General features: G+C 71.3%; 14 protein-coding genes and 3 pseudogenes. 8 read left to right on the top strand and 9 right to left on the bottom strand.

Annotated elements, in window-relative coordinates; genetic code table 11:
- Positions 1–48: 48 nt before the first annotated feature.
- Positions 49–213 (bottom strand): annotated as a pseudogene (locus EDD92_RS52325) (pyridoxine 5'-phosphate oxidase C-terminal domain-containing protein); the annotation flags it as partial.
- A gap of 99 nt (positions 214–312) precedes the next feature.
- On the opposite strand from EDD92_RS52325, the gene EDD92_RS03080 reads away from it, so the two are divergent.
- Complete coding sequence (locus tag EDD92_RS03080; protein WP_399185365.1) at positions 313–846, top strand: CGNR zinc finger domain-containing protein; 534 nt, start codon at positions 313–315, stop codon at positions 844–846.
- 4 nt (positions 847–850) lie between these two features.
- Here EDD92_RS03080 and EDD92_RS03075 read toward each other — a convergent pair whose 3' ends face one another.
- Positions 851–1,282 (bottom strand): plastocyanin/azurin family copper-binding protein, encoded by a 432-nt coding sequence (locus tag EDD92_RS03075; RefSeq protein WP_123962870.1) that lies wholly within the window; start codon positions 1,280–1,282, stop codon positions 851–853.
- 265 nt (positions 1,283–1,547) lie between these two features.
- Between EDD92_RS03075 and EDD92_RS03070 the strand changes: the two genes are divergently transcribed.
- Both EDD92_RS03070 and EDD92_RS03065 read left to right on the top strand, forming a co-directional pair.
- Positions 1,548–4,454 carry an AAA family ATPase gene (locus tag EDD92_RS03070; protein ID WP_123962869.1) on the top strand — a complete coding sequence of 969 codons (2,907 nt, stop codon included), beginning with the start codon at positions 1,548–1,550 and terminating at the stop codon, positions 4,452–4,454.
- 134 nt (positions 4,455–4,588) lie between these two features.
- Positions 4,589–5,086, top strand: a complete 498-nt coding sequence (locus EDD92_RS03065) for a hypothetical protein (protein WP_030927212.1) — start codon at positions 4,589–4,591, stop codon at positions 5,084–5,086.
- Positions 5,087–5,092: 6 nt separating this feature from the next.
- Here the strand turns inward: EDD92_RS03065 and EDD92_RS03060 are convergent, their stop codons facing one another.
- Both EDD92_RS03060 and EDD92_RS03055 read right to left on the bottom strand, forming a co-directional pair.
- Positions 5,093–7,063 (bottom strand): N-acetylmuramoyl-L-alanine amidase, encoded by a 1,971-nt coding sequence (locus EDD92_RS03060; protein WP_123962868.1) that lies wholly within the window; start codon positions 7,061–7,063, stop codon positions 5,093–5,095.
- Between the two features lie 291 nt (positions 7,064–7,354).
- Positions 7,355–8,497, bottom strand: coding sequence for an aminoglycoside phosphotransferase family protein (locus EDD92_RS03055; RefSeq protein WP_123962867.1), 1,143 nt, complete (start codon positions 8,495–8,497; stop codon positions 7,355–7,357).
- Positions 8,498–8,741: 244 nt separating this feature from the next.
- Between EDD92_RS03055 and EDD92_RS03050 the strand changes: the two genes are divergently transcribed.
- Positions 8,742–10,232, top strand: coding sequence for a hypothetical protein (locus EDD92_RS03050; RefSeq protein ID WP_123962866.1), 1,491 nt, complete (start codon positions 8,742–8,744; stop codon positions 10,230–10,232).
- 50 nt (positions 10,233–10,282) lie between these two features.
- Here the strand turns inward: EDD92_RS03050 and EDD92_RS03045 are convergent, their stop codons facing one another.
- On the bottom strand, positions 10,283–11,716 hold the full coding sequence (locus EDD92_RS03045) for a PP2C family protein-serine/threonine phosphatase (RefSeq protein WP_123962865.1): 1,434 nt from the start codon (positions 11,714–11,716) through the stop codon (positions 10,283–10,285).
- Positions 11,717–12,113: 397 nt separating this feature from the next.
- Here EDD92_RS03045 and EDD92_RS03040 point away from each other — a divergent pair, with 397 nt between their 5' ends.
- Entirely contained in the window at positions 12,114–12,527 is a 414-nt protein-coding gene (locus EDD92_RS03040; protein WP_123962864.1) for an SsgA family sporulation/cell division regulator, read from the top strand.
- 18 nt (positions 12,528–12,545) lie between these two features.
- Here EDD92_RS03040 and EDD92_RS03035 read toward each other — a convergent pair whose 3' ends face one another.
- Both EDD92_RS03035 and EDD92_RS03030 read right to left on the bottom strand, forming a co-directional pair.
- Positions 12,546–13,154, bottom strand: a complete 609-nt coding sequence (locus EDD92_RS03035; RefSeq protein ID WP_123962863.1) for a DJ-1/PfpI family protein — start codon at positions 13,152–13,154, stop codon at positions 12,546–12,548.
- A gap of 108 nt (positions 13,155–13,262) precedes the next feature.
- The gene (locus EDD92_RS03030; protein ID WP_123962862.1) at positions 13,263–14,360 is read right to left on the bottom strand and encodes a chemotaxis protein; all 1,098 of its coding nucleotides are present in this window, start codon (positions 14,358–14,360) and stop codon (positions 13,263–13,265) included.
- A 152-nt stretch (positions 14,361–14,512) separates the two neighbouring features.
- Between EDD92_RS03030 and EDD92_RS03025 the strand changes: the two are divergent.
- A pseudogene (locus EDD92_RS03025) lies at positions 14,513–14,983 on the top strand (amino acid permease); the annotation flags it as partial.
- A pseudogene (locus tag EDD92_RS03020) lies at positions 14,984–15,378 on the top strand (arginine deiminase family protein); the annotation flags it as partial.
- Positions 15,379–15,391: 13 nt separating this feature from the next.
- Here the strand turns inward: EDD92_RS03020 and EDD92_RS03015 are convergent.
- Positions 15,392–15,814, bottom strand: coding sequence for a PaaI family thioesterase (locus EDD92_RS03015; RefSeq protein WP_123962861.1), 423 nt, complete (start codon positions 15,812–15,814; stop codon positions 15,392–15,394).
- A gap of 79 nt (positions 15,815–15,893) precedes the next feature.
- On the opposite strand from EDD92_RS03015, the gene EDD92_RS03010 reads away from it, so the two are divergent.
- Complete coding sequence (locus EDD92_RS03010; RefSeq protein WP_123962860.1) at positions 15,894–16,319, top strand: MarR family winged helix-turn-helix transcriptional regulator; 426 nt, start codon at positions 15,894–15,896, stop codon at positions 16,317–16,319.
- A gap of 4 nt (positions 16,320–16,323) precedes the next feature.
- Here EDD92_RS03010 and EDD92_RS03005 read toward each other — a convergent pair whose 3' ends face one another.
- Entirely contained in the window at positions 16,324–17,910 is a 1,587-nt protein-coding gene (locus EDD92_RS03005; protein ID WP_123962859.1) for an alpha/beta hydrolase, read from the bottom strand.
- Between the last annotated feature and the right edge of the window lie 95 nt (positions 17,911–18,005).

Here is an 18,005-nt window from a genome sequence, read left to right as displayed (position 1 = left end):
ACCCGCGGGTCTGGCAGCGAGCGCCGGCATGGTCCACGGCCACAGCAGGTGACGGCGCCGGCCCGCGTCCTCCCGCAGGTGGACGAGACGAGTGTGCCGACGCTCCTGGTCGCCCTGCCAGAACTCGACCGACTCGGGCTGCACGGTGTGCAGCGTCCAGCCCGGAGCGACCAGGTCCGGCCCCCTCCCCAGCCGGGCCGGCGACTCCCTCACCGCCCTGTCGCGCTCGTCGAGGTCGGCGAGCGGCTGTGACGGGCGCCCCAGCAGGGCATCCGCACGGGCCCCCGCGCCCCGGCGCGGAAGTCGGCCGCACTGTCCCGGCGGCTCGCGGCCCCCACGGTTCCACGGACCTGGCGGGCCTGCTGCGGCCACCCCGAGACCGTGCCGGACGCCGCCGCCTTTGTCGCCGACCAGCCGAGCCTCACCGCCGTGCGCGACCTGCTCGGGGCCGTCCGCGCCCTCTTCGCCCACGCCGTACGCCCCGCCGAGCCCAGCCGCGCCGACGCCACCCGCCTGCTGCCCTTATCCGAAGCCGTCGCACTCCTCAACGCCGCGGCCGCCCGCACCCAGTCCGTCCCCGTGCTGCACTGGCCCGAGGACGCCGAACCCGCCGTCCACAGAAAGGCGGCCGACTGCGCGCACGACCTCACCGCGACCCTCGCGCAGGCCGCGATCGCCTTCCTCGCCGGCCCCGACCGGCGGCGGCTGCGCGCCTGCTACGCGCCGCGCTGCGGGCGCTACTTCCTCAAGGAGCACCCGTGCCAGGAGTGGTGCAGGCCCTCCTGCGGCAACCGCGCACGCGTCGCCCGCCACCACGACCGGCACAAGACCGTCCGGGGGTCTTGACGGTTCAGCCGACCTGGATGTTCTTGTTCATCCCGAGCTGCTTGTGACCGGGGATCGGGCAGTACAGGTCGTACGTGCCCTTCTTGAGGGTGACCGTCAGGTTCGCCTCCTGGCCGCCCTGGATGTTCTTGGTCTTGGCGTCCTCCACGCCGGGGCCGTCGACGGACAGGGCGTGCGTGATCTTGCCCTTGTTGTCGGCGACGAAGGTGTAGGTGCCCGGTGTGAACGACGACCGGGACAGCTTGAGCCCGTATTCGGTCTCGGTGACCGTCACCCGCGTCCCTGAGGCCTTGCTCGCGCCTGAGGAGGCCGAGCCGCCTCCACCGCCCCCGCCCCCGCTGGAGCAGGCGGCCAGGACGAGAGCGGCGGCGAAGACCGACGCCGTGACCCGGAGTGCCGTACCCGTCGTACGGACCTTGCATGCGGTGAGTGCCATGTGGCTCATCCCCTTCCGGGTCCGCCCGCCACCCGTCGGGCTTGTCCGTGTCTGCCATGGAAGACCCTCTATGGGGGATACGGACGGAGATGCCCCGGTGTTCAGGGCGGACGCCACCGCCTGGCGGAACAGCCCCTGAAGCGGTTCGGTCAGTAATCCACAGTCCGGGTCGCGCGACCCCCGCGAGGCGTACGCTGAGGTGCCTGTAGGTCACGGTGCGCGCCCGCTCCCCGCGCGGGCGCACCACCGTGGCGGGGGGTACGCCATGGGGCAGCGCAGCGTGCGGAGCAGCCGCACCATCTTCGAACGCGAGAGTGAACTCGCCGCAGTGGACGAGGCGTTGGGAGAGCTCACCGGGCTGCGCACGGACGGCGCCGAACCGTCCGACCGCCCCCGCGGCGCACTCCTCGCCTTCGCCGGGCGTGCCGGCATCGGCAAGACCACCCTCCTCGCCGAGGTCCGCCGGCGCGCCGCCACCCGGGGCTGCACCGTGCTGTCCGCCCGCGGCGGCGACCAGGAGCAGCGCGTCGCCTTCCATGTCGCCCGCCAGCTGCTGCAGCCCCAACTGGCCGGGTCCGCGGAGAGCGATCTGCGGGCCTCGCTGGGCAGTTGGTACGACATCGTCGGCCCCGCCCTCGGCCTGTGCGCCCCCACCGACGGCGCGCCGCCCGACCAGCAGGGCCTGCGCGACGGCCTCGACTGGGTGCTCACCCATCTCGCCGTGCTGCGCGCCCCGATGGTGCTCGTCCTCGACGACGCCCACTGGGCCGACCCCGAATCCCTGGGCTGGCTCGCCGCTTTCGCGCCCCGCGCCGAACAGCTGCCGCTGCTGGTCGTCGTCGCCTACCGGCCCGACGAACTCCCCGACCACGCCGAGTCGTTCAAGGGTTTACCGGGGCGCGCGGGCGGCCGCCCCCTCGACCTGGAACCGCTGAGCGCCGCCGCCGTGGCCCGCCTCGTACGGGAGACGCTCGGTGCGCACGCCGACGACGCGTTCTGCCGCGAGTGCTGGGCCGTCACCGCCGGCAGCCCGTTCGAGACGGTCGAGCTCGTCGCCAAGGTGCGCGACCGCGGCCTCACCCCGACCGAGACCGGCGCCCATCTGCTGCGCGACCTCGCCGCCGCCGTCAAGGGCAGCGGCCTCATCGCCCGCCTCGAACGCCTCGGCACCTCCACCGTGCGCTTCGCCTGGGCCTGTGCCGTCCTCGGCACCGAGATCCATCCGCTGCTCGCCGCCGCCGTCGCGGGACTCGGCCACGAGGAGGCCGCCGACGCCGCAGACGCCCTGCGCGGCGCCCGCATCCTCACCGGCGCCGAGACCCTCGAGTTCGTCCACCCGTTGATCGCCACCGCCGTCTACCGGGCCATCCCGCCCGGCGTCCGCGTCGCCCTGCACGGCCAGGCCGCCTGGTGCGTGATCAACGAGGGGCAGGGGCCCTCCGCAGCCGCCCGCCACCTCCTGGAGACCCACCCCGACGGCGACAACTGGGTCGTCCAGCAACTGCGCGCCGCAGCCGAGGAGACCCTCCGCGCCGGCGCCCCCGACGCCGCCCGCAGCTACCTCGCCCGCGCACTGCGTGAACCCCCGCCCTACGACGACCGCGCCGCCGTCCTGTACGAACTGGGCTCCGCCTCCCTGCTCACCGAACCCGCGACCACCGTCAACCATCTGCGGGCCGCCCTCGAGGAACCCATCGCCGACGCCCACCTGCGCCAGCACATCGTCTACCGGCTGTCCCAGGTCCTCGCCCACAGCGACCGCCTCGCCGAGGCCTCCGACACCCTCGCCCGCGAGATCCGCGTCACCGACGACGCCCGCGTCAAGCTGCGCATGGTCGCCGAACAGTTCATGTGGGACGCCTTCCGCGCCGACGAACCCGACCACCCCTCCCGCTCCCGCCGCCTCACCAAACTGGCCGACCGCCTCAGCGGCCGCGACCTCACCGAGCGCTACATCATCGGTCTGCGCTCCTGGGACGCGGTCCTGCGCGGCGAACCCGCCCACGTCGCCCTCCACCACGCCGAACGCGCCCTGGCCGGCGGTCTAGGCTGGGCCGAACCCGACCGCGGCTTCGAGGTGCCCGTCCTGGTCGCGCTCGCCTTCATGTACGCGGACCGGCCGGGGCGCACGGAAGAGCTGTTCGCGACCGGCATCGCCGACTTCGAACGCCAGGGCTGGCGCGGCGCCCACCTCTCCTTCGCCTACACGCTCCTCGCCTACGTCCGCTACCGCCGCGGCCGGCTCTCCGAAGCCCAGGACTTCGTCATGGCGGGACTCCGGCTCGCCGAGCGAGTGGGCCCCGGCACCCCCGCCCACTGGTACGCCGTGGGGATCCTCATCGAGGTCCTCCTCGCCCGCGGCCGCGTCACCGAGGCCGCGCAGGTCGCCGAGGACTACTCCTTCGGGGCACCCTTCCCGGCCGCCGTCGTCTTCCCCGACGCCCAGACCGTGCACGGCGAACTCCTGCTCGCCCGCGGCCGCACCAAGGAGGCGGCCGAGGAGCTGGCCGCCGCCGGGCGCCGCCTGGAACCGCGCGGCATGCGCAACCCCGCCTGGTGCCCCTGGCAGCTCCACCTCGCCCGCGCCGAGAGCCACGACACCCCCGAACGCGCCGTCGCCACCGCCCTCGAAGCGCTCGCCCGCGCCCGCCAGTTCGGCACCCCGTCCGCCATCGGCCAGGCCCTGCGGACAGCCGCCGACGTCTCCTCGGGATCGGCCCGCATCAAATACCTGGAGGAGTCCGTCGCCCACCTGGAGCGCTCCCCGGCCGCCTACGAACTCGCCTGCGCGCTCGTAGCCCTGGGCACCGAACTCCGCCGCACCGGCCGCCCCACAGACGCCGCCGAACACCTCTACCGAGGCCTTGACGCCGCCGTCCAGTGCAGCGCCGACGGCCTCGCCGAAACAGCCCGAGACGAACTGGCCGCTGCCGGCCTCCGGCCCCGCCGCCTCCACAGCACCGAGACGGACATGCTGACGTCCCGAGAGCGTACTGTCGCGAATCTTGCAGCCGAGGGCAGCACCGAGGCAGAGATCGCAAAGGAACTGCACTTGGACGAGCCGACGGTCGTACGCCTGCTCTCGGCGGTCTACCGAAAGATGGGCACGGAGAGCACGGGCTTGAGGGCAGCGCTGGGTCCTGAACAGCCGACGCAAGGGGCAACGCCTTAGGGGCGCGGGGCTATATCAATATGCGGTTGCGCCGCGGGGCGCGACCAGCCCCCACAACCCGCACCCACACGACGGCCTCGAAACCCCCGCGACCTCCCGCCCATCGCCGAACGGCACCACGTACCATTGGCGACATGTCGTTCCTCCGCCGCCGCAGCGCCACCCCCGCCGGGCCCGACTTCGACGTACTGGCCATGGACCCGGGCGACTGGCCCGGCAATCTGGGCGCCGGCCTGCTGCCCGCCCCCGACGGCACCTGTCAGGGCGTCTTCCTGCGCTACGACCTGTTCGGCGGCCGCGGCCCCGCGATGATCATCGGCAATCTGCCCGAGGGTTCCCCGGCCCGCGAGACCGCAGAGGACGAGATCCCCTTCGAGGTGGCCCAGCTGCTGATCGCGCTGGAGAACGACGAGGAGGTCAGCGTCGTCGGAGTCGAGGACATGCCGGTCATGCAGGGCGACAATCTCCTGATCGTGCGCCGCCTCAAGCTCTCCGAGAGCCGCATCTCCTGCGTGCAGTTCGACCGCAGTGACAACGTCCTGGTGACCATCGCCGCCTGGGACCGCCCCATCACCGACGACCTGTACGCCCTGCTGAAGCCGCTCCCGGCGGAGCTGTTCCAGCAGGGCTGACACCGACTACCGGCGGGACCGCACCACCTGCACGTCCGCCGCCCGTACGAACGCCACCCGGTGTCCGAACTGGATCTCGTAGTACAGGTCCTTGCCGACCACGACCCGGTGCGAGTCGGTGGTGAAGGTGACCGCGTAGTAGTACTCGCCCGGCACCTTGTCGCCGACCACGTACTTCTGTCCCTTCGGCAGCGTGTACGGCAGCGGCGAGACCGCCTGCGCGGGCACCTCGGCCGGGTAGGCCGTGGCCTCCGGGTAGGCCCGCCCGTACACCGGGACGCTGTCCAGGCCCGGCTTGGGGGTGACCACGTAACCCGACGCGTTCACCGCGGTCCGGTGCTTCTTGGGGTTCTTGAACCATGCCTTCTGGCCGAGGTACCAGATCGCCGTCCAGTCGCGGTAGTGGCCGGCCACGGCGAACTGCTGGCCGGTGGACGCCCGCGAGCCCACGTCATTGACGTCGATCGTCGAGTCGGCGTTCTTGTGCAGACCCACGTCCTTGATCAGGGCGGAGTCCTCGTCGTGATCGGAGTACAGCCGCACCTCGCTGGAGCCGTGCGCCGCGCAGGGCTCGTCCTTGGTGACACAGCCCGTGTACTCCGGCTGGTTCGCCTCGTAGTCGGGCCGGATCGTCACCAGCCCGCCGCTGCGGCCGGCGGTCTTGCGGAAGGGGTGGCCCAGCAGCTCGAAGTAATGCCGCCAGTCCCAGAACGGGCCGGGGTCGGTGTGCATGCCCGGGATGGCCGACGTCGTCGGGCCCGGCACATTGTCGTGGCCGAGGATGTGCTGTCGGTTCAGCGGGATGCGGTACTTCGCGGCGAGATACCGCACCAGGCGCGCCGACGCGCGGTACATCGCCTCCGTGTACCAGGCGTCGGGCGCGGCGAGGAAGCCCTCGTGCTCCAGGCCGATCGACTTGGCGTTGATGTACCAGTTGCCCGCGTGCCAGGCCACGTCCTTCGCCTTGACGTGCTGGGCGATGAGACCGTCCGTGGAACGCAGGGTGTAGTTCCACGACACGTAGGTGGGGTCCTGGACCAGCTTCAGGACCCCGTCCCAGGTGCCCTCCGTGTCGTGGATGACGAGGTACCTGATGCCCTGCGAGGCCGGGCGGTCGCCCACGTCGTGGTTGCCGTAGTCGTTGTTCCCGAACTCCTCGTACGGCGCCGGGATCCACTGGCACGACACGGACTTCGGGCATTCCGTGCCGTCGGCGGAGACGGTGCGCAGGCCGGACTTCTCCAGTTGCGCGGTGTCGGGCGCCAGGTCCGGCTGGGCGGTCAGGACGACGTGCTGACCGGCGTCCGTCGTGCGCTGCTCGCCGGTGCGCATCACCTCGTACACGTCGTTCGCATACGCCGCCGCCGTCCGCGAGTCGTCCGCGCCCGAGAAGCGGGCCACCGCGCCGTACCACTGCGCGGGGTCCGCGCTGAGCGGCTCGCCCAGGTCTTTCTGCTCGGCGGCCAGCAGCGCGGCACCGCCCGCCACATTGGCGCCTGGGTCCGTACGGAGCCGCTCGGCGCTCAGCCCCGTCAGGCCGGCCGCCTTCGGCAACGTCTTGAGCCGGGGCGGGAGTTCGGAGTTCTCCGGCACCTTCGTGTCCGGGTGCAGGGCGGCGCGGGCGGTGTCCCCGCGGGCGTCCCCCGTGCCGTCGCTGAGGCGCGCGGTGCGGGCGATCGCGGTATGGGCATCGGTGAGGTGCATCGGGCCGTAACCGCCCGACACGCTCGGCGCGCCCCCGTGCGCGTCCCAGCGGGACTGCAGATACGAGACGCCCAGCAGGACGCTCTGCGGCACGTGATACCTGGCGGACGCAGAGGCGAACGCCTGCTGGAGCCGGTCCTCGTCGGACCGGGCGTCGGACGGGGCCGCGCCGAGCAGCGGCAGCAGCAGGGCCGCCGCGGCGAGGGCGCCGGCGGTTCTGCGGGCGCGTCTGTGGCCGCGTGCGGACGTGGGGTCGGTGGCAGATCCTCGCAATGCAGCCTCCTGGGACGAACGAGCGTGGCGGGGCGTGCAGGGCCGAGCGGTGGGTCAGTGGTACCCGCTGGCCGACGATCCGTCAATCATGCCCAGAGGCAGGAGATTTCCCATGTCAACACGAGCGTGGAGGAGTTTCCGGGCGGCGGTGTTCGGGCCTGCGGGGCGTCAGTGGCGTACACCAATGGCCCCTCGCGAAGGCTTCGCCGAGAAGGTCTGCCGAGCAGGTCCGGACATACGAAGGTCCGCGGTACGCCGCTGTCCTGGGCGCACCGCGGACCTTCGTCCCCGTCAGCGAGTGCCGACCGCCGCGCGTACGGCCCGTCGGGCCAGCTGGCAGTCGTCGTGCAGCCGCCTGAGCAGCAGCCGCTGTTCCTCGCCGGACGGCGCAGCACCCGGGTGGGCCACTCCCGGTGCCGCCGGGGTCGTGTCGTGCATCGAACGCTGCACGGCTGTTTCGTAGGTACGGATCTCACGGGTCAGTACGAGCATCAGGTTCACCAGGAACGCGTCCCGCGAGGCCGGGCCCGCCGACTGCGCGATCTGGCTGATCTGGCGGCGGGCCACCGGCGCGTCGCCGAGCACCGACCACAGCGTGGCCAGGTCGTAGCCCGGCAGGTACCAGCCCGCGTGCTCCCAGTCCACCAGCACTGGACCGGCCGGTGAGAGCAGGATGTTCGAGAGCAGTGCGTCGCCGTGGCAGAACTGGCCCATGCCCTGCCGGCCCGCCGAGTGCGCGATGCCGTGCAGCAGCTTCTGCAGGTCGCCCATGTCGCGGTCGGTGAGCAGCCCCAGTTCGTGGTAGCGGGAGATACGGGCCGCGTAGTCGAGCGGGGCGTCGAAGGTGCCTGCCGGCGGCCGCCACGCGTTCAGTCGGCAGATCGCGCCGAGGGCCGCCCTGATGTCCGCGCGCGGCGGGGCCTCGGCCGGGTGCCGCTGCAGTGCCGCGACCCGTCCCGGCATCCGCTCGATGACCAGTGTGCAGTTGTCCGGGTCCGCCGCGATCAGCCTCGGCACCCGCACCGGCGGGCGGTGCCGGACGAACGAGCGGTATGCCGCTATTTCATGGCGGATCCGCTCGGCCCATGCGGGGGAGTGGTCCAGTAAACACTTGGCGACGGCCGTACTGCGTCCGGTCGTGCCGACCAGGAGCACGGATCGGCCGCTGCGGCGCAGCACCTGCACCGGAGCGAACTCGGGACAGATCCGGTGCACCGACGCGATCGCCGTACGCAGCTGGGCGCCCTGGGGGCCGGACAAGTCGAGTCTCCCGCTGAGCGGTTGGGTGCCGAGACCCGGCACGCGCCGCGTCCGGGCCGCGCCGAGCGCGGGAGCCGCCGGACGCGCGGCGGGATCGAGGTAGGGGCCGCTGCCCGCCGGGCGGGAATGCAGCGACCGGGGCGGGGCGGACACGGAGGACGATGCTGCGTACATGGGCGAAACAGATCCCTTCGTGTGCCTGCGACGACAATGCGCTACCCGGCCCGGCACCTCGGATGCACCCTGGGGAATGCATCCCTTGTTCAAGAAGGCGACCGGGTCGGGGTGGCGCTTTCCTACCTGACACCCGATGCCCAGTGGCACACCATCTGGCGAACCCTGGCGAACCCTGGCGAATAGTCGCCCGGCAACTTGCACCGGGCTACTGTCAACTCAGCCGAGAACCTGGGGGCTTGACGTGAGCGGACAACCCAACACCCGCCTATCGGACCTGTTCGGCCTGGCCGGCTGGTCCAAGGGTGAACTCGCGAGGCTGGTCAACCGGCAGGCGGCGGCCATGGGCCACCCGCAGCTGTCGACCGACACCTCCCGGGTACGGCGTTGGATCGACATGGGAGAGATCCCGCGCGATCCGGTGCCGCGGGTGCTGGCGGCTCTGTTCACCGAGCGTCTCGGCCGTGTCGTGACCATCGAGGACCTCGGTCTGGTCCGGCACGGGCGTGCGGGGAAACGGCAGGACGCCGGGAGTGTGGAACATCCCGACGGTGTGCCGTGGGCGCCCGAGCGGACCGCGGCGGTCCTCACCGAATTCACGGGAATGGACCTCATGCTCAACCGACGCGGCTTGGTGGGCGCGGGTGTCGCGCTCACCGCAGGATCCGCACTCAGCAGCGCCATGTACGACTGGCTGCACACCGATCCCACCCTCTCCGCCGACGCACCCGACTTCGACAATCCCCTGCACGCCGACCCCGCCGGGTTCGACCGCTACGAGGCAGCCCCCATCGGGTCGCAGGAGATCGAGGAACTGGAGCGCTCGGTCGAGGTGTTCCGGGCCTGGGACGCTGCCCGCGGCGGCGGGCTGCAGCGCAAGGCAGTCGTGGGCCAGCTCAACGAGGTGGGCGGCATGCTCGCCTACCGTCACCCCGACCATCTCCAGCGACGCCTGTGGGGCGTCGCCGCCAACCTCGCCGTCCTCGCGGGCTGGATGTCGCACGACGTCGGCCTGGAGCCCACGGCCCAGAAGTACTTCGTCATCGCCGCCCACGCCGCCAGAGAGGGCGGCGACCGGCCCCGCGCCGGAGAGGCACTCTCCCGGGCGGCTCGCCAGATGGTGCACCTGGGCCGGCCCGACGACGCACTGGACCTGATGAAGCTCGCCCAGTCCGGCTCAGGTGACGAGGTGCTGCCGCGCACCAGGGCGATGCTCTACACGATCGAGGCCTGGGCACAGGCATCGATGGGCAAGGGCCAGGCGATGCGCCGCACCCTCGGCCGGGCGGAGGACCTCTTCGTCTCCGACCGGGGCGATGTACCGCCGCCGAGCTGGATGCAGATGTTCAAGGAGGAGGACCTGTACGGAATGCAGGCCCTGGCCTACCGCACCCTGGCCGAGCACGAGCCGGGAGCGGCCGTGCACGCCCAGCACTACGCGGAGAAGGCGCTGGCCCTGCGCGTCGACGGACGGCAGCGGTCGAAGATCTTCGACTTCCTCTCCATGGCGTCGGCCTGCTTCATCGCAGACGACCCCGAACAGGCCGACCGCTATGCACGCCTCGCCCTGATGTCGATGGGATCCAACTCCTCCCACCGCACCTGGGACCGGCTGCGCCAGATGTACCGGCTCACCGCCGAGTACTCCAGCTACCCGAAGATCCACGAGCTGCGGGAGGAGATCAAACTCGCGTTGCCCAGGACGGCGAAGGGCGGCAACAGCGCACGGGCATAGGGGGCCCGTGCAGCTGTCGCTGCTTCACCTCACCAGGGCACCGCGGCGGTTCACCTCACCTTGGCGACGAGCAGGCACGCGTCGTTCTCGCGGTCGGCCTCGCCGTACTCCTGCACGACCATCCGTACGCAGTCCTGCGCGGTCGCTGCCTCGCCGAAGCGGGGGGCCAGGTCCAGGAGTTGCTCCACGGTCACGGTCTCCGTACGCCTGCGCCCGGGCACCAGCCCGTCGGTGTGCAGCAGGAGCACGTCGCCCGGCTCGAGGGTCTCTTCCGCCTGCTGGTAGGAGACCTGTGAGGTCGCTCCGAGCAGGACGCCGTTCGGTGCGTGCAGCCTGCGCCCCGTCCCGTTGCGGAACAGCAGCGGGGCGGGGTGTGCTGCCTGTGCCCAGGTCAGCGTGCGGGTCTCGGGGCGGTAGCGGCAGCAGACGGCGGTGCCGAGGGCGGGTTGCGCGGTGGCGTCGAGTAACTGGTTCAGCCAGGACATCAGTTGCCCGGGCTCGGTGCCGGCCATCGCCATTCCGCGCACGGCGCCCAGCAGCGTCGCCATGCCCGAGGCGACGGCCACGCCGTGTCCGGTGAGGTCGCCGACGCTGAGCAGGGTCTGGCCGTCGGGGAGTTCGAGCGCGTCGTACCAGTCTCCGCCGATCAGTGCACTGGTCGACGACGGCAGATGGTGCGCCGCCAGATCCAGTGTCTCGGGCCGTTGCTGCGGGAGCCGCAGGGAGCCACGCCACGGCGGCAGCACGGCCTCCTGCAGCTCGACCGCGAGCCGGCGCTCGGTCTGCGCGCGGTGCTGGTGGCGCTGCAGCGAGTCACGGGTCTCGCTCACCACCTTCTGGCTGCGGCGCAGTTCGCTGACGTCCCGCAGCACCGCCCACATCGAGGCGGTGCTGCCGTCAGTGTCGAGCACGGGCTCGCCCATCATGTGCACCGTGCGCACCACGTCGTCCGGGCGCACGATGCGGAACTCGCCGTCGATGGGCTTGGCGTCGACGAGGCAGTCCGTGACCATCGCCGTGAGCTTCGCGCGGTCCTCGTCCAGTACCAGGGACGGCAGTTCGTCGAGGGTGAGTGCGGGGGTGGCGGGGTCGCGGCCCAGGATCTGGTAGAGCTCGCCGGACCAGCTCGCCTCGTCCGTCAGCAGGTTCCACTCGGCGCTGCCGACCCGGCTGAGCAGCGAGTCGTGCCGGGGTGCGGAGGGCACGGCCCGGGCGAGGTGCGCCGTGTCCGCGGCCGGGAGAACGGGCGGCGGGCCGTCCCGCAGCTGCCCCAAGTGGGTGTCGAGGTCGGTGAGTTGGTGCAGTGCCAGCTCGCACAGCGCGCGCTGCCACCGCTCCTGCGGGTCCGAGCCGTCGCCATGGGAGTCCCGCCGTACGGCGTCCACCTCGCCCTTGAGTTGCCGCGTCTGCGATATCAGCGCCTCGACCGAGCCGCGTCCTGGCGGCTGGGCGGCTGGGTGATCCGCAGAGAGGTGGGACGGCATGACGCACTCCGATGCGGGGACGGTACGACCGGGGCCGGCGACTTGAAGGACCGTTACGACTGTTGCACAGCCCGCGACGCCCCGTAAGGGATTTGGCAACACACGATACGGTGGTGCTTCTGGCATATGCCACAGTCTTCACGGAGTGGTCGTGCGGTGCCAATGGTGTACGTCGCGGGCCAGGTCAAGTCGTAGGCAGCGTACGCGATTTGAAGGGTTGTTGAGAATTTCCGGTGCGCGTTCAGTCGCGCGTTCGACGGCTACTTGTTCTAGGTCTCGATACGTGACGCAGGTCACACAAAACTGCAAGCGCTTCCACGTAATGCAAACGGCTTCTGCGGGGTCGTACAAGCACACCGGTAATCCGGCCGACCTCCGACCGCAGTGGAGACCGACCATGGACCTCACCCTCGAGCAGCCCGCCCGCGGACGTCTGATCACCGCCGACGAGCGAGAGCTCCCGGTTCCCGCGACGTTGCGCTATGCCGCCACGGACCCGCTGGCCGTGCACGTCGATTTCCCGCCCGAGGTCTCCCTGGACGGCACGGGAGTCACCTGGACCTTCGGCCGCGCCCTGCTGGAAGAGGGGCTGCGCGCTCCCGCCGGCAGCGGTGACGTGCACATCTGGCCGTGCGGACAGGCCCGTACGGTCGTGGAGTTCCACTCTCCCCACGGCCTGGCCCTGCTCCAGTTCGACACCGCCGCCCTGCGCCGGTTCCTGCTGCGCAGCTATGCCGTGGTGGCGGCCGGCCAGGAGGACCTCGGCGCGGCCGTGGAGGAGGGGCTGAACTCGCTGTTCGGCAGCGTCTGAGGGCCGGTTCGCGGGGCGTCAGCGCAGTGCGGCCTCGCCCGCGCGGACGGCGTGCAGGGCGCGCTCGACGCTCTGCCGGTTCTCGCCGACCGGGGCCACGTAGTCGAGGACGTCGCGCGCGGCGTCCTCCCCGAGAGTGCGGGTGATGACCCAGGTGGCGAGGTACTGCGAGGCCAGACAGCCGCCCGCCGTGGCGACGTTCCCCTCGGCATGGAACGGCGCGTCCAGCACGCTGACGCCGCAGGCTTCGACAAAGGGTCGGCTCTTCCTGTCCGTGCAGGCGGGCATGGAATGCAGCAGCCCGAGCCGGGCGAGCACCAGCGCGCCCGAACACTGCGCACCGATCAACTGGCGTGCGGGGTCGAGCGGCAGCCGGGAGATCAGCCGGTCGTCGGCGACCACGTCCCGCGTCTTCACCCCGCTGCCGATCAGCACGACGTCGGCTTCGGTCACGAACTCCATGGGGCGCTGCCCGGTCACCTCCACGCCGTTCATGGAAGTGACCACCGGCGTAGGCGTCGTGATGAACGCCTCCAGACCGTCCTTGCGGCACCGGTTGATCAGCGCGGAGGCGATGAAACTGTCAAGCTCGTTGAATCCGTCAAAGGTGACCACGGCGACCTGCATGAACATCTCCTCGGGGCACGGCACCAGGGGGTCGCAGTTTCCCAGCGGTGCCGTGCCCGGGTCGCGGGCCAATCGGCCGGCGGTGGCCCGCATCGAGGCGGGCGAGGTTCAGTAGCGCAGGATTCCCGCGATCCCGTGGGCGTCGCCCAGCATCCCGTCCGGAACGAAGCGGACGTCCGCGCCCGTCTCCAGGCACTGTTCGACGATCTCGTCCACGATGTCCTCGCGGGAGTCCAGGTCGCCGCTCTCGGCCGGGATCAGATGGCCGCCGAGGATGTCGCGCACGGTCACGCGGTAGTTCTCCTCGACCGCGAGCAGCCGTACGCGGCCCTCGCGGGCGCTCTGCCAGACCTCGTCGACACCGGCGGCGAACGCCTTGCGCCCACGGGCCGTTTCGAGCTCCCGGGCCACGGCCTCGGTGCTTCTGCGGGCCTCGGCGGCGACCTTCGGCCGTACCGCCTGCCACACGGCGTCGGGGGTGCCGTGCGCGAGGCCGCCGTGCGGCACGTGCACCGCCTCCTTGGTGACGCTGCCGACCTCGTCCATGGCGGACAGGGCCGCCTGCTCGCCCGTGACGTACAGCGGCCGCGGCTGCTCGCGCAGGACCATGCCCATCGCGGCGTCGGCCTCCCGCAGGAAGTGGCGCGTGTCCTCGTCGCGGAAGGTGCTCGGCATGTCGCCGATCCGCTCCTGCCGCTCGGCGTCGAAGTTCACCGGACGCCTGGTCATGGGGAATCCGCCGGTTCGGTCCTCCGTGACGCGGTCGGTGCCGCCGCTCCACAGGGTGACCCGGTCGGAGGAGACCGACAGCACCCAGAACGGCCGTTCGGCGGCCTGCGCGGAGACGAGGTTGCGGGTCAGGAAGGTGTCCGAGAGCACCACGCGCTCCGGCACCGTACGGCCGAGCGACCACACCTGGTGCTCACCCGGAGCGGCGAAGATCACCAGGCCGTCCTCGGCATGCGCCAGATCCACCTCCTGAAGAGCCTGGTCGAGCTGACGGACCACGTCGGAGCGCCGTTCGCGGGTCACCGCGGGATCGGACTCCAGTTGCTTCTTGGCCTCGGCCACCACATTGCGCAGCCGGACCGGATCCTGGGCGTTTTCGGGCTCCCGGCGGTGTGTGGGCGTCAGCACCGACACGGCCGGATAGGCGCGCGGGCGCCGGAGCTCGGAGAGGGTTGAGGGACTCAGGTCGTGCTCCATACCAAGCACGATAGGGCCGTTTCGCCCAGAGGGCATTAGGGACAGCCACGCCGGGCAATCGGCACAATTCATTGCTGAACTCGCTCAGGTCGCCGGATGGCGCTCTCCGTATCGCCGGTCCATGTCGATGCCCGACCGTCGCAGGACGTCTCATGACGCAGGTCGAGAAGGAAACCCGGGCCCCGGACGCCGTCAGGCTCACCCTCCCGACGCTCACCACCATGGTGGTCGGCTCGATGGTCGGAGCCGGCGTCTTCTCCCTCCCGCGCCGCTTCGCGCAGGAGACGGGTGTGGCCGGTGCCCTCATCGCCTGGGCCTTCGTCGGCACCGGCATGCTGATGCCGGCCTTCGTCTTCCAGACGCTCGCGGTCCGCAGGCCCGACCTCGACGCGGGTGTGTATGCGTACGCCAAGGCGGGCTTCGGCGAATACCTGGGCTTTTTCTCGGCGTTCGGCTACTGGGCGAGCGCCTGCGTCGGCAACGTGACGTACTGGGTGCTGATCATGTCGACGATCGGAGCGATCGCGCCCGCGCTCGGCGACGGCGGCACGGTGCTCGCGGTGGTGCTCTCCTCGATGGGCCTGTGGCTGTTCTTCGCGCTGATCAGCCGCGGGGTCAAGGAGGACCGCGACCTGGTGACCCTGTACCCGGTCATCATGAACGCCGTCCGCACCTTCTCCCTGCGGCCCAGCGGCAAGGCACCCGGCCTCGACGTCACCGACGAGGGCCAGACACCCTTCGTCGACGTCGTCGCCAAGGCGCTCGGACTGCCGAAGCTGCGGATCGTGGAGACCGGCGGCGACGTGTACGCATCGCCAGCAGTGGGACAGCGGCAACAACGCGGTCGCCCTGGAGCCCGGCGTGGTCTTCACCTACGACCGCAACACCCAGACCAACACACTGCCGCGCAAGGCGGGCGTCGAGGTCATCACCATCGTGGGCGCGGAACTGGGGCGCGGACGGGGCGGCGGGCAACTGCATGACATGCCCGATCGTGCGGGATCCCGTCGAGTTCTGACCTGGCTTCCGGCCTAGCGCTTCTCGCCGTTCGGTTCGATCACCGCGATGTTCCCCTGCGCCACCGCGCACAGGGTCTGCGCCCCGGCGGCGTCGATCGTGATCAGGTCGCAGCGGGTGACCACCCGGGTGCGGCCGGCCCGCACCACCTGGCCGTGCGCGCGCAGGATCTCGCCCGTGGCCGGACGCAGGTAGTCGATGGTGAACCCGGACGTGATCAGTCCCGTTCCCACGACGGTCCCCGCGGCGAGCGTGAGCGTGTTGTCGGCCGCGTAGGAGAGCACCCCGCCGTGCACGAAGCCGTACTGCTGGAGCAGGTCCTCGCGGATGTCCAGTTCGAGGGTGGCCTCGCCGTCCCCGAGCGCGGTCACCCGGGCGCCCAGCAGTCTGCTGAACGGCTGCTCGGCGAGGACCTTACGGGCCAGGTCCAGATCCATCGTCCTGCCCACCTCTCCATCTCACTTCACTGGTGAAGTGAGGGTGGCGCGGACCGGCGCCGTCTGTCAACATCGGCCCATGTCCGAGCCTGATCAGCGCCTTTACTTCCTGCTGCAGCGGGCGGCGCACCAGCTGCGCACCACCGTCGACCGCCGCTGCCTGGCCGCCGCCGGCGTCACCACCGCCCAGCTCGGCGCGCTGTTCGCCATACAGGACCAGCCCGGGCTCACCCAGCAGGAGCTGGCCCGCATCCTCGGCCTGCGGGAATCCGCCGTCACCGCACTCGTCGGACGGCTCACCGCGGCGGGTCTCCTGCTCAAGCAGGCGCACCCCCGTGAACACCGGGCCGTGAGGCTGGAGTTGACCGAGACCGGCGCCGCTGCCCTGCGTGCCGCGCAGCCGGAGGTCGACCGCCTGAGCGCGGAACTGCGGGCGCTGCTCGGGGACGACGGGTTCGTGCGGACGGCGGGGGCGCTGCAGCAGCTCGCCTTCTGGCAGGGCTGACACGTCAGGTGGCCGGGGTCTCGTCGTCCTCCGGACCGCAGGAGCTGCCGGTCGGCGGCAGGCTGCCGTAGAGCAGGAAGTCGTCGACCTTGCCGTGCACGCACTTGGAGGACGCGTAACCGGTGTGGCCGTCGCCCTTGTTGTCGAGCACCACGGCCGAGGAGCCCAGCCGCTTCGCCGTCTCCACGGTCCAGCGGTACGGCGTCGCCGGATCGCCGCGGGTGCCGACGAGCAGCATCTTCGGGGTGTGGACGTCGCGCACCTTGTCGCGGATGAAGTCGGTTCCCTTGGGGCGGCCGTAGCACATCAGCAGCTCGGTGAGGCGGTAGCGGCCGAAGACCGGGGAGGCCTGCTCGTACTCGGCGCGCAGCCGGCCGAGATCCTTGACGATCCGGTCGGCGGCGGGGCGATCCGGATCGTCCGCGCAGTTGATCGCCATCAGCGCCGCCGGAAGATTGTCGAGCGGGACGTCGTTCTCGTCGACCAGGCCGGCGCCGGCGTGCTGCCGGAAGGGAAGTGCGGCCCCGCCGGACGAGAAACCCATCACCCCGCGTGCGTCGCCGTCCTCGACCAGCTGCGCGACAGCGCGCTCCAGCGACGGCCACAGCTCCTTGCTGTAGAGCGCCTGGCCGATCGCACCCACGAGATCCTGCCCGGTGAACTCCTGGCCGAAGTCCGTCGGCAACGGGTCCTTGTCGAGGGAGCCGACGAGCTGGACGACCTGCTGCCGGGCATCGCGCGGATCCTGGCCGAACGGACAGGCGATGTCCTTGGTGCACCAGGTGATGAAGTCGTCCAGGGCCGTCTGCTGTCCCTCGGCGCCCGCCACCCCCTGCTCGGACATCGGTTCGGTCAGCGTGTCCACTCCGTCGAGGACCAACCGCCCCACCTTCTTGGGGAACTGGGCCGCGTACACGGCGCCGAGCCGGGTTCCGTAGGAGAAACCGAGGTAGTTGAGCTTCTTGTCACCGAGCGCCTCACGCATCACGTCCAGGTCGCGTGAGGCGTTCACCGTACCGATGTGGGGGAGTACCGGACCCGAATGCTTCGCGCACTCGGTGGCCGCCTTCTCCAACCGCCGCAGCACGGCCCGCGGATTCTTGCTGTCCGCGATCCCGTCGGCCGCGGCTGCGGCCTCCTCGGCGCCGTCGCCGCAGCTGACCGGCGAGGACCTTCCGACACCGCGCGGGTCGAAGGTCACCACGTCGTAGCCGTTGGTGAGGCCCATGAAATCGTCGCCGCCGGAGGCGAGTTCGCTGACGCCCCCCGCGCCGGGGCCGCCGAAGTTCAGCAGCACCGAACCCCGCTTCTTGCCCGTCGCCCGGTAACGGGCGAGGGCCAGGTCGAGCGTGCCCGCCTTGGGCCTGGCGTAGTCGAGGGGGACGGTGACCTTTGCGCACTGAAGATCCTTGGGCATGTCGTCGCCCTTGCACCCGGACCAGGTGATCTTCTGCCGGTAGAACCGCGACAGGTCGGGCCCGGTGCCGTCCGAGGCCGCCGTGGGCAGCCCTGCGGCCAGCAGGGCCAGACCTACGGCTCCGGTGACGGTGAAGCGTCGGACAGCGGGCCGCGTTGATTGCTTGACCAGCATCAATGCCTCCCGGGGCGCCCGCCGGGGACCGGGAGAACGGCGCCCTCGATCACGATAAGCGGATGCCGCAGGGCGCGCCTCCGGGCGAGCGGGAC

The organism is Streptomyces sp. TLI_185 (assembly GCF_003814765.1).
In the GTDB taxonomy this organism is placed as follows: domain Bacteria; phylum Actinomycetota; class Actinomycetes; order Streptomycetales; family Streptomycetaceae; genus Streptomyces.
The sequence above is the reverse complement of the archived record's forward strand: the minus strand, read 5'-3'. Positions and strand labels throughout refer to the sequence as shown.